We start from the raw sequence: 10121 nt of genomic DNA, 5'->3' as shown, positions 1-10121 counted from the left end.
GCGCCTGAGGCGGTTCCTCGGGGCAGTGACGAGGCGGGTGCCGGGAGGCAGTTCGTGGACGAGGGCGTTGTCTCGGCCGGGGTCCAGGACGCAGACGGTGAGGGTGTGGCCGGCGGCGGTCAGGAGGCGGACGTGGGAGAGCAGGACGCGCTCCAAGCCGCCGACGGTGAAGTGGCGCAGGATCAGGACGGTGTGTTTCGGCATGGGGGTTCCTTCGGCGCGGGTCCGGCGGCCGCCCGGGCGGCCGCCGGAGTGGTGTGGGTGGTCAGGCGGTGCGGTGGACCTTGTGCTGGGCGGCCTGGGCGACGGGACGGACCATGAGCAGGTCGATGTCGACGTGGGCGGGGCGGGTGGCGGTCCAGGTGACGATGTCGGCGATGTCGGCGGGGGTCAGGGGGGCGTCGACGCCTCGGTAGACGGCGTCGATGGCGGCCTTGTCGTTGTGGAAGCGGGCGCGCATGAACTCGCCGCCGTCCGCGTAGCCGCGCATCATGCCGGGGGCGATCTCGGTGACGCGGATGGGTGTTCCGCACAGTTCCAGGCGGAGGCTGGAGGCGAGCGCGGTCAGGGCGTGCTTGCTGGCGGCGTACCCGGCGCCCTTCTCGTAGGCGACGTGGCCGACGGTGGAGCCGATGACGACGACGTGCCCGCGGTTGGCCTCCAGGTTGGGCAGCAGGGCCTGGGTCATGCGCAGGACGCCGAGGACGTTGACGTCGTAGGCGCGCTGCCATTCGGCGACGTCGCTGGTGGCGATCGGGTCGGGGCTGGTGGGGATGCCCGCGTTGTTGACGAGGAGGGTGAGCGGCTCGTCGTGGCCGGCGATCGTCTTGGTGAGGGCGGCGACGGAGGCGTCGTCGGTGACGTCGAGCTGGTGACTGGTCAACTTCCCGGGACGCGGAGTTTGGGTGGGCAGGCGGCGGGCGGCGGCGATGACGGTGTACCCGGCGGCGTGCAGGGCGTGGGCGGTGGCCTTGCCGATGCCGGCGCTGGCGCCGGTGACGACGGCGAGGCCGCGCGAGTTGCTGGTGTTCATGCGGAGGGTCCCTTCGGGGTGGTGGTCTCGATCCAGGCGTGGGCGGGGTCGGTGTGGGTGATGAGCTGGGGGTCCTCGCCGGTGGCGGCCCACAGGTAGTGCAGGTCGTGGCCACCAGCGGCGACGAGGGTGTGGTGGCCGTGGTCGACGGCGGCCAGGGCGCGGTCGGTGATGACGGTGGCGGTGGCGTCGGCGACCTGGTGGTCGTCGTCGTAGGCGAGCAGGACGGCGAAGCCTGTCGGCGGGTTCAGATGGAACGCGAATGCCTCCTGCACCGCGGTCTCGTGGGGCGGGTTGCTGGTGTCGTGGCGGTGGGGCGGGTAGGTCGACCAGCGGCCGTCGCGGGCGAGGGTTTCCCCCAGCTGCAGGCGGACCGAGAGCGGCGGGGTGATCAGGGTGGTGACTTCCCGCTCCCAGGAGTCGTGCCCGCGCGCCTCGACCACGGCGCCGGGCCCGCCGAGGAGCACGGGGGCGCTGTCGGTGGGCGGGGTGCCGGGCGGGAGTGGGCTGGAGACGTACGCGATTCGTGCTCCGGTCTCTCCGGCGGTGAACGCCGCAGTGGTCCCGGCGGGCAGGTACCAGCCGCGGGCCGGGCCGCTGAACGGGCTGTCGCGGTTGATCGTCCCTCCGGCGGAGGTGAGGGTGCCGGCCAGCAGGACGAGCGCGTGCTCGCGGCCCGGGTCGGCGCCGGTGGTGTGGGGTTCGTCGGGGGCCAGGGTGGTCAGGGTCAGGGTGAGTCCGTTGGCGGTCGTGCAGGTGGTCATGGGCTGTCTCTCGGGTCGGGGACGGGCAGGCGGTGGCCGGAGGCCGCGGCCTGGGTGAGGGTGGCGCCGGTGGTGACGGCGTGGGCCGCCTCCAGCGCGGTGGCGAACCCGGGGCCGGAGCCGAGGACGGCGGCGGGGAGGGCGGCGAGCATGCGGGCGTCGGCGCCTCCATGGCGGCCCTCCTCCCGCGCCAGGACCTCGGTGGTCTCGGCCCGGGCGGGGTCGGTGAACTGCAGGCGGATCGCGGGGTCGCCGTGGTGTGCGTTGTAGGTGACGGTGGCGCGGCCGCGGGTGCCGTGCAGGGTGCAGGTGTAGCCCGCGGTCGGTGAGCTGGCGGTCAGGGAGTAGTGGACGGGGACGGGCCCGTACTCGACGAGGGCGTGGATGCTGTCGTCGATGTCGGCGTCCGGCGGGACGCCCGGAGTGCCTGCGGGCCAGAACACTCGGCGGGTGCGGGCGGTGACGGCGGTGGGCGCCGTATCGAGCCACCAGGCGAGGAGGTCGAGGTGGTGGACGGCCTTGGTGATCTCCAGGCCGCCGGAGTCGGCGCGGCGCCGGTGCCAGCGGCTGAAGTAGGCCAGTCCGTGGCCCGGGTTGAGGGTGTAGTCGAAGTGGCCGCCGGTCACGGTGCCGATCGCGCCGTCGGTGAGGAGCCGGCGGACCCGGGTGTGGAGCGCGGTGAAGCGCAGGTTGTGCGCGACCAGCACCCGCGCCCGGCCGGCTGCCTGTTGTTCGGCGGCCAGGATGCGGGCCGCGTCCACGACGGTGGTGGTCAGGGGTTTCTCGACGAGGACGCTGACCCCGTGCGCGAGGGCGGTCAGGACGTGGGGGGTGTGGGTGGCGTCGGGGCTCGCGACGATCAGGAGGTCGGGCCGGGTGACGGCGAGGACCTGGTCCAAGGCCTCCGGCCGGGCGGTGAGCACCGGCTGGCCCTGCGGGAGGGCCGCGAGCGCGGTGGTGAGGGCGGTCGGGTCGGGGTCGAGGACGGCGACCGGCCGGGCGCGGGTACCGGTGTTTGGGGGCGGGGTGGCGAGCCAGGGCAGGTAGGTGGTGCGGGCGCGATGTCCGGCGCCGACGAGGACCACCCGCAGGTCAACGGCATGAGCACCGCCCGGGAGCGGAAGGACCCACCTGCCTGAGGCGAGGACGGCGCGGACGCGAAGGCCGGGGTCGAGGAGGACCAGGTCGCCGTCGGCGCCGAGGTGGAGGCTGCCCTTGCGGGGATAGAGCCCGGCCGTACGGGCGGGGGTGGCCGTGGCCATGGTGATCACGTCCTCGACCGGGGCGCCGGTGGCCTTCCACATCCGGCGAAGGCCTTCGGCGAGCGGTGCGGTGGCCCCGCAGAACGCCGTCTCGTCGGCGGTGGTGGCGTAGCCGTCGGGGTGCACGATCCCGGTGGAGGCGCCGGTGGCGAACCGCGCACCTGCGCGAAGTTCGGCGCCGGCGGTGGCGTCGGAGATGAGGCAGATCCGGTCGGCGCCCAGGCAGCGCCACGCGATCCGCAGGAGTTGGTCGGGCAGGTGCTGGCCGTCGGCGATCACCTCGGCGCTCAGGCCGTCGGAGGCGAGGGCGGCTTCGAGGAGCCCGGGCAGCCGGTGGAGGCGGGGGCGGGTGAGGGCGGACTGGCCGCTCCACAGGTGCGCCACATGGGAGAGCCCGCGGATTTGGGCGGCGGCCAGCTCGGCGGGGCTGGCCGCGCTGTGACCGGCGGAGACGACGACATGGTGGGCGGTGAGGTGGGCGGTCAGCGCGTGGGCGCCGGGGAGTTCGGGGGCGAGGGTGACCATGCGGAGCGCGGCTGGGGGCGGGGACAGCTCCTTCAGGACTTCGCCCGGCTGCCGGAGATGGGCGGGGGCGTGCGCTCCGACCATGGCGGGGGCCAGGGCGGGGCCTTCCCAGTGGACCCCGGCCAGGCCCGGTGCCTGACCTGTGGTGATCAGTGCGGCCGCTGTCTCGGTCGCGGCACGCATCCGGTCGGGGGTGTCGCTGGCGAGGGTGGCCAGGACCGTGGTGGTTCCGGCGTGTTGGTGGGTGTCCAGGATCCGGAGCCAGGCGGCCGGGTCCGGATCGCCGAAGTCGTGGCCGGCCGCGCCGTGGACGTGGATGTCGACCAGCCCGGGCGCTGCCCACAACCCGTCCGCGTCCACGACGGTGTGGCCGGGGTGCGGGCAGTGGGCGGCGATCTTGCCCTGGCAGACCGTCACCTCCCGTACCCCGGTGGGCCCGGGCCCACCGGTGACCCGGGCGCCGCGTACGGTCGCACAGCCGGTCATGCCCAGCCCCCCGGCACCGGCAGAGCAATCTCCTCGGCGGCCGGCATCGGCACGGTGGTGCGCATGTGCGCGCAGCTGCTTCCGCCCTCGCCGGGCAGGTGGCGGTCGTAGGAGCCGCCCTGCCACAGCAGGCGGGATGCGTCCGGGCGCAGCGGATCGGTGAACGCCTCGTGAAGGGCCCCGGTGAGGGCTCCGCAGAGCGCGGCGGTGAGCGGGACCTGCCGCAGCAGGCCGCGCTGCTGGAGACGCTCCGCGTGGACCTGCTGCTCGATCTCTCGGATCTGGCGCGGGATGACGACCGCGTTGGCGTCGGCGGCGAGGATCTCGCCGAGCATGTTGGAGCCGGCCGCCCCGAGCACGAGGTCCGCCGCTCGCATCCAGGTCGGCAGGTCCTCCTGATAGGAGGCGATCGTCACGTCGGGGCCGCCCGGCTCCTGCCCCGCCCAGAAGCGGCGCAGTGCTTCGAGTTCGGCGGGCTCAAGGTAGGGGCCGGGGACCAGCAGGGCCCGGTCGAAGCGGGCTCGGTGAGCGGCGAGCGCGGTAGACAGAGCCCGCCACAGGTCTCCCGCGCCCTGTCCGCCGCCCATCGCGGCGACCACGAGTCGCTCGCCGGGGGCGATGCCGAACCGGGCGCGGGCTTCTCCACGGGTCAGGGGATGGGGCTCGGCGAGGTAGCCGGTGTAGTGCATCCGTTCGGCGAAGGCGGCGGGAACGTCGTAGTACTCCTCCAGCCGGAAGACGTCCGGGTGGGTGTGGATGTTGAACTGGCAGTAGTGGTCGCAGATCCACGGACCCCGGCCCGGGCTCCAGTACTTGCGCCAGGTCTTGGCCCGGTCGAAGAGCACCCCGCGCAGCGTGAGCACGCTGTGCTGTGCGGAGCGCTTCTCCAGGGCGGGGACGAGTTCGTCGTCGGTGCCGCGCGGGATGTGGCTGGAGAGCAGGACGTCGGGACGGTAGGCGTCCAGGAACGTGGTGATCAGGTCGGTGCGGACCTGGTGCAGGGTGTCCTCGGTGATGGCCAGGCGCGGGCGGAGGTTCCAGCCGTCGGGGTCGTCACGGTTCACGAAGGAGGGGATCTTGATCAGGTCGACGTCGTCGGGGAGCAGCTCGAAGCCGCGGTAGGCGCCGGTGACGCCGGCGACCGAGTGCGGGCGGGCCGAGCGCAGCAGGTAGGCGGCGACCTTCGCCGAGGACGAGGTGTGGCCGAGGCTGCGGCCGTTGTGCCAGTACAGGGCGATCTTGCGAGGTTCGGGCTGGGTCATCGGGGTCCCTCGATTCGGCGGTGGCCCGCCTGGGTGGCGGCGTGCTGGGCGGTGCGCGGATCCGCGTCGGTGGCGAGCGCGGCACGGAAGGCCTCCAGGTCCCAGTGGGGCGAGACCTGGATGCGCGGCAGGACGTGAGGTCGGCCGGCATTGGGGGCGTGGCGTTCGTCGGTGGCCAGCGCCATCGGGTAGAGGCGGGCGACCACCTCCCGTACGCGCTCGTCGTGCGCGCCGTACGGGTAGGCGAACAGGGCGGGCGGCTCGCCGAGGAGGCTGGTGAGGACTTCGTGGTCGACGGCGGTCTGCCAGGCCAGCGCGGCATCGGAGAGCGGGGGCAGGGCGGGGTGGGTGTAGCTGTGGGATGCGACGTCGCGCCCGGAGTCCCGCCAGCGCAGCACCTGTGCGGCGTCGGCGAAGCGCTGGCTGCTGTGGGGGGTACGGCGCGGCAGGGTGTCCGGGGAGAGGTACCCGCCGCACACCGCCATGGCCGCGGGCAGGCCGCAGGCGTCCAGGACGGGGAGGGCGTCGGTGATCGTGTCCAGGTAGCCGTCGTCGAACGTGATCAGCACGGCGTTCCGTCCCGGGAGGCGGCCGGCGCGCACCGCCCGGTGAAGGTCGGCGACGGTGAGCGCCCGGTAGGGGCCTTCGGCCAGCAGCCGCATCTGCGCGGTGAACGCGGCCAGCGGGATGGACATCGGGCCGGGCAGCCCGCCGAGCCGGTGGTACATGAGGATGTGCATCTCAAGGCTCCCAGTGACGACGGACGGGCTCGGGCGGCAGGGTCAGGGGCGCGGGCGAGTGCGATGCCAGGCGACCGTGGCCTCCAGGCCCTCGCGCAGCCCGACCGGCGCCACTCGGGGGAACAGGGAGCGCAGCAGCGCCGGATCGGCCTGCGAGTGCGGGACGTCGCCCCGCCGCGGACTTGCGGTGCGCATCGGGACCGGGGCGCCGAGGATGTCGCCCAGCAGGGCGGCCACCTCATTCAGCGAGGTGCGCCCGCCCAGCGCCAGGTTCACCGGCCCGTCATGGGCGACGCCGCGTACGGCGGCGTCGGCCAGGACCGCGCACACGCTGTCGACGAAGGTGAAGTCGCGGGTCTGGTTGCCATCCCCGTACCGCGTGAACTTTCCGCCCGTGAGCACGGCGTGGACCATGGCGGGGATCACGGCCGCGTAGGCGTGGCCGGGCAGCTGGCCGGGCCCGTACACGTTGAAGAAGCGCAGCGGCAGTACCGGCAGTGCGAAGGAGCGGGCGTAGGCGGCGAGGTAGCCCTCCCCTGCCAGTTTGGTCACCGCGTACGGGCTTGCCGGCGCGGGCAGCGCGTCTTCGCGCTGCGGCAGTTGCGGGTGGCGCCCGTAGACCGACGATGAGGACGCCGCGATCACCAGCGGGCCACCCGAGCGGCGGGCGGCCTCCAGCACGTTGAGGGTGCCGGTGACGTTGACCGCGTCCGAACGGGCCGGGTCCGCGAGGGAGCGCGGCACCGACGGCACAGCCGCCAGGTGCACGACCACGTCCGCGCCGGCGACCGCGCTGTTCATATCAGGTCGGCGTCCAGGACGCTGCCCTCACGGACCTCCACGTCAGCGGTCAGGCCGGCCAGATTGTCCGGGGTGCCGGTGGAGTAGTCGTCCGCCACCGTGATCCGGCCCGTTTCCGGCCGCTCCATCAGGGTGCGGACGAGGTGGTGGCCGATGAACCCGGCGCCGCCGGTCACCAGCACGCGCAGCCCGGCGCTCACAACGCCTCCACGCTCTCGCCGAGCGGGAGGCGGCCGCGGCAGTCCAGCACGTAGGAGGCGTTCTCGGCGATGAGGTCGTAGTCGAAGGCGGCGTGGTCGGCCAAGAGCACGAGCGCGTCCGCTGCGGCAACCGTCTCCGCATCAGCCTCGGCCGGCCGGTGCCCGGCGAACCCGGGATCCGTACGCCGGGAGGCCGGGACGTGAGGGTCGGCGGCCCAGACCTCGGCGCCGCCGGCGTTCAGCAGTGCGGCGACCGCGGCCGCCGGACTCTCCCGTACGTCACTGGTGTCCGCCTTGTACGCCAGCCCGAGCAGCAGCACCTTCGCCCCGGCCAGCGCGATCCCGCGCCCGGCCAGGGCCTGCTCCAGGCGCGCGACGACGTAGGAGGGCATCGACTCGTTGACCTCGCAGGCCAGGTCCACCAGCGCGAGACGGCGCCCGGAAACCTGGCCGGCGGCCCAGGACAGATACTGCGAATCGACCGGCAGGCAGTGCCCGCCGACCCCCGGGCCGGGCCGGTAGGCGAGGTGCCCGTACGGCTTCGTCCCGGCCGCGGCCACCACGTTCCAGACCGAGACGCCCAGGTCGCGACAGAACGGGGCGAGTTCGTTGACCAGGGCGATGTTCACCGCCCGGGTCGTGTTCTCCAGCAGCTTGGCCAGCTCAGCGGTCTCCACGTCGGCAACCGGCACCACCTCATCCACCAGGTCGCGGTAGAAGCCGATCGCGGCATCACGGGAGGCGGCGTCGATGCCGGCCACCAGCTTCGGCGTGTTCTCCAGCGTCCACACCCGGTTGCCGGGATCGATCCGCTCCGGGCTGTAAGCGAGGTGGAAGTCCCGGCCAGCGGCCAGGCCCGAGCCCGCCTCCAGGATCCGGCCGACCCGACGGGTCGTGCCCGGGTACGTCGTCGACTCCAGGACGACCAGCGCGCCGGGCCGCAGATGGACGGCCAGCGTCCGCGCGGCCGCCTCGACGTGCCCGAGGTCGGGGGTGCGGTCGGCGGCGACCGGGGTCGGGACCGCGATCACCGCGACGTCAAACCCGGCCAGGGCGGCCGTCAGGTGGGTGGGCTCGTAAGCACCTGCGGACAGGAGCCCGGCCAGGTGGTGGTCGGACACGTCCTCCACGGGCGAGGCGCCAGCGGCCAGCGCGCAGGCCCGGCCTTCGTCGATGTCGTAGCCGATGACCTGGTGGCCAAGCCCGGCTGCCCGCAGGGCCAGCGGCAGTCCGACGTAGCCCTGCCTGACAACGGCCACCTTGCGGACAGCCACCTGGCCGGGCGCCTGGGGCGGTGTGGAGGCCGATCCGTTGCGGCCGAGCGTGAGGGTGGTCATACGGGTCTCCGTCCGTAGGCGGCGGGCGTCCCCAGCGGAACGCCCCGCCACCACTGCACCGCAGCCGGCCAGGTGCGGCCACAGGTGCCGACGGTGCGCCAAGTGCGCCTGGTGCCGCACCACTTCACGGTCTGGGCGCGGGGGCGCTGTCGGTGCGGGGGTGTAATCTCACCCGCTATCCAGCGACGGCCCCAGGGCGCGGAGGCATCGTGACGGGAACCCCTGATCGCCAGAACTTTCGCCTGCAGGCGGCCCTCGATGAAGCCGACTGGGGGCCGGAGCAACTCATCCACCACGTCAACGCCCGACGACCGGAAGACCCCACGCGAAAACGGGCTACAAGTGGCTCAAAGGGGCAACTCCGGGAGCCGTGTCCGCCGCTCAGGCCCTCGCCACCCTCACGGCACGGCTTGGCCGGGCCTTGTCACTGGCGGACCTGGGCTGGGACCCTGACTCACGCAGTCAGCACGCCGCCGGACCGCTCGACAGCCCCTACGACTGCCGGCGTGCGGCGGACCTCCTCCTCGCCGCACGGGGAGCGCCGATGCACCGCCGCCGAACGTTCCTCCTGCTGGGCGGCGCAGCCGTCACGGCTCCCGCTCTCGAACTCCTCCTCGACCGTGAAGCCGCCTATGGCGGCCCCCGCAACGGCGGCCCTCTCTCCGAAGGCGTCCTCCAGCAGATTGAGGGCTCCCTGCACGACATCCGCGTCCTGGACGACGCCCAGGGCAGCGAACACGCCCTGACCTGGACCGACGGCATGTGGCGCAGCACCGCTGAAATGATCACCACCACCAGGGGCACCGCGCCCCTGCGGGCCCGCCTCCACACGGCGTTCATCTCGCTCTGCGAGCAGTACGGCTGGATGCTGTTCGACTCCGACCGCCACGAAGCCGCGCAGCGGGTCTACCAGAGCGGGCTCTCCCTGGCCCGGGAGGCCGAACCCGGCCCCGGCACCGCGGACGCCACCGCCAACCTCCTCGCGTCCATGGCCTATCAGTGCTCCCACCTCGGACAACACCACGAGGCCAGCACCCTGATCAGCGTCGCCGGCCGCCACCAGAGCCTGAGCCCCGGTGTCGTCGCGGTCCTTGCCCAGCGGCACATCGTGATCGCGGGACGCAGCAACGACCCGGACGGCGTACGCCGGGCCCGGGCGACCGCATACGAGTACCTCGACCGCCGTACCACCGAAGACCCCTGGTGGACCCGGTGGATCTCCCCCGAGGCAGTCGACTCCGCCACCGGTCGCGCCTGGCTTGCCCTGAAGAGCCCCGTCCGCGCACGCGATCACCTCGCAGGCCGGCTCGCCATCGCAGACGAGAGGTACCCCCGAGATCGGCTCATCGCCACACTCGACCTGATCGACATCCAGCAGCTCGAAGGCGACGTCACCACCGCGCTGACGACTGGCGAGAGCGTCCTCGCCACGGCGAAGAACGTCTCCTCACCCCGCCTGCACCGCCGCCTGTCCAGCATCGCCACGACCCTCAGCAGGGAACACCCCAGCCTCGCCACCACCACCTTCGCCCAGCGTACCGCTGCCGTCCTCGCATAGGTTCCGGAAACAGACGCCCCAGCGGTCTGTCCATGGGATTGAGGCCCCACGAAGTGATCCAGCCCCCGCCATAGAAACGGGCAGCACTACTGCCCGCCTGCACCGATAAGAAACACCTAAATTCCGTGCGCATGTTCGGAACGCGGTCGGGCA

The 10121-nt window shown here is 73.2% G+C and carries 9 protein-coding genes; 1 reads left to right on the top strand and 8 read right to left on the bottom strand.

Annotated elements, in window-relative coordinates:
* Positions 1-265: 265 nt before the first annotated feature.
* Genes EES41_RS37050 through EES41_RS37020 form a run of 8 tightly spaced genes read right to left on the bottom strand, consistent with a single transcriptional unit; the run spans position 266 to position 8410 of the window.
* Complete coding sequence (locus EES41_RS37050; protein ID WP_123082966.1) at positions 266-1033, bottom strand: SDR family oxidoreductase; 768 nt, start codon at positions 1031-1033, stop codon at positions 266-268.
* Positions 1030-1797 carry a 5-deoxy-glucuronate isomerase gene (locus tag EES41_RS37045; RefSeq protein WP_123082965.1) on the bottom strand — a complete coding sequence of 256 codons (768 nt, stop codon included), beginning with the start codon at positions 1795-1797 and terminating at the stop codon, positions 1030-1032. The genes EES41_RS37050 and EES41_RS37045 overlap by 4 nt, the downstream gene beginning before the upstream one ends.
* Entirely contained in the window at positions 1794-4070 is a 2277-nt protein-coding gene (locus EES41_RS37040; RefSeq protein WP_123082964.1) for a Gfo/Idh/MocA family oxidoreductase, read from the bottom strand. Before EES41_RS37040 ends, EES41_RS37045 begins: the two co-directional genes overlap by 4 nt.
* Positions 4067-5332 carry a glycosyltransferase family protein gene (locus EES41_RS37035; protein ID WP_123082963.1) on the bottom strand — a complete coding sequence of 422 codons (1266 nt, stop codon included), beginning with the start codon at positions 5330-5332 and terminating at the stop codon, positions 4067-4069. The genes EES41_RS37040 and EES41_RS37035 overlap by 4 nt, the downstream gene beginning before the upstream one ends.
* Positions 5329-6072 (bottom strand): polysaccharide deacetylase family protein, encoded by a 744-nt coding sequence (locus tag EES41_RS37030; protein WP_123082962.1) that lies wholly within the window; start codon positions 6070-6072, stop codon positions 5329-5331. Before EES41_RS37030 ends, EES41_RS37035 begins: the two co-directional genes overlap by 4 nt.
* Before the next feature lie 42 nt (positions 6073-6114).
* Positions 6115-6873: an NAD-dependent epimerase/dehydratase family protein gene (locus tag EES41_RS37025; RefSeq protein WP_367995814.1), complete on the bottom strand. Its 759-nt coding sequence runs from the start codon at positions 6871-6873 to the stop codon at positions 6115-6117.
* Entirely contained in the window at positions 6870-7073 is a 204-nt protein-coding gene (locus EES41_RS44285) for an NAD-dependent epimerase/dehydratase family protein (protein ID WP_367995813.1), read from the bottom strand. The genes EES41_RS37025 and EES41_RS44285 overlap by 4 nt, the downstream gene beginning before the upstream one ends.
* On the bottom strand, positions 7070-8410 hold the full coding sequence (locus tag EES41_RS37020; RefSeq protein ID WP_123082961.1) for a nucleotide sugar dehydrogenase: 1341 nt from the start codon (positions 8408-8410) through the stop codon (positions 7070-7072). The genes EES41_RS44285 and EES41_RS37020 overlap by 4 nt, the downstream gene beginning before the upstream one ends.
* 544 nt (positions 8411-8954) lie before the next feature.
* On the opposite strand from EES41_RS37020, the gene EES41_RS37015 reads away from it, so the two are divergent.
* Positions 8955-9968, top strand: a complete 1014-nt coding sequence (locus EES41_RS37015) for an XRE family transcriptional regulator (protein WP_123082960.1) — start codon at positions 8955-8957, stop codon at positions 9966-9968.
* Positions 9969-10121: the final 153 nt, after the last annotated feature.

This window comes from Streptomyces sp. ADI95-16 (genome assembly GCF_003721495.1).
Classification (GTDB): Bacteria; Actinomycetota; Actinomycetes; order Streptomycetales; family Streptomycetaceae; genus Streptomyces; species Streptomyces goshikiensis.
The sequence above is the reverse complement of the archived record's forward strand: the minus strand, read 5'-3'. Positions and strand labels throughout refer to the sequence as shown.

Coding starts and splice junctions, on each gene's coding strand:
- EES41_RS37030 (WP_123082962.1), bottom strand. CDS start 6,072: ATGCACATCCTCATGTACCACCGGCTCGGCGGGCTGCCCGGCCCGATG.
- EES41_RS37035 (WP_123082963.1), bottom strand. CDS start 5,332: ATGACCCAGCCCGAACCTCGCAAGATCGCCCTGTACTGGCACAACGGC.
- EES41_RS37020 (WP_123082961.1), bottom strand. CDS start 8,410: ATGACCACCCTCACGCTCGGCCGCAACGGATCGGCCTCCACACCGCCC.
- EES41_RS37025 (WP_367995814.1), bottom strand. CDS start 6,873: ATGAACAGCGCGGTCGCCGGCGCGGACGTGGTCGTGCACCTGGCGGCT.
- EES41_RS37040 (WP_123082964.1), bottom strand. CDS start 4,070: ATGACCGGCTGTGCGACCGTACGCGGCGCCCGGGTCACCGGTGGGCCC.
- EES41_RS37050 (WP_123082966.1), bottom strand. CDS start 1,033: ATGAACACCAGCAACTCGCGCGGCCTCGCCGTCGTCACCGGCGCCAGC.
- EES41_RS37015 (WP_123082960.1), top strand. CDS start 8,955: ATGCACCGCCGCCGAACGTTCCTCCTGCTGGGCGGCGCAGCCGTCACG.
- EES41_RS37045 (WP_123082965.1), bottom strand. CDS start 1,797: ATGACCACCTGCACGACCGCCAACGGACTCACCCTGACCCTGACCACC.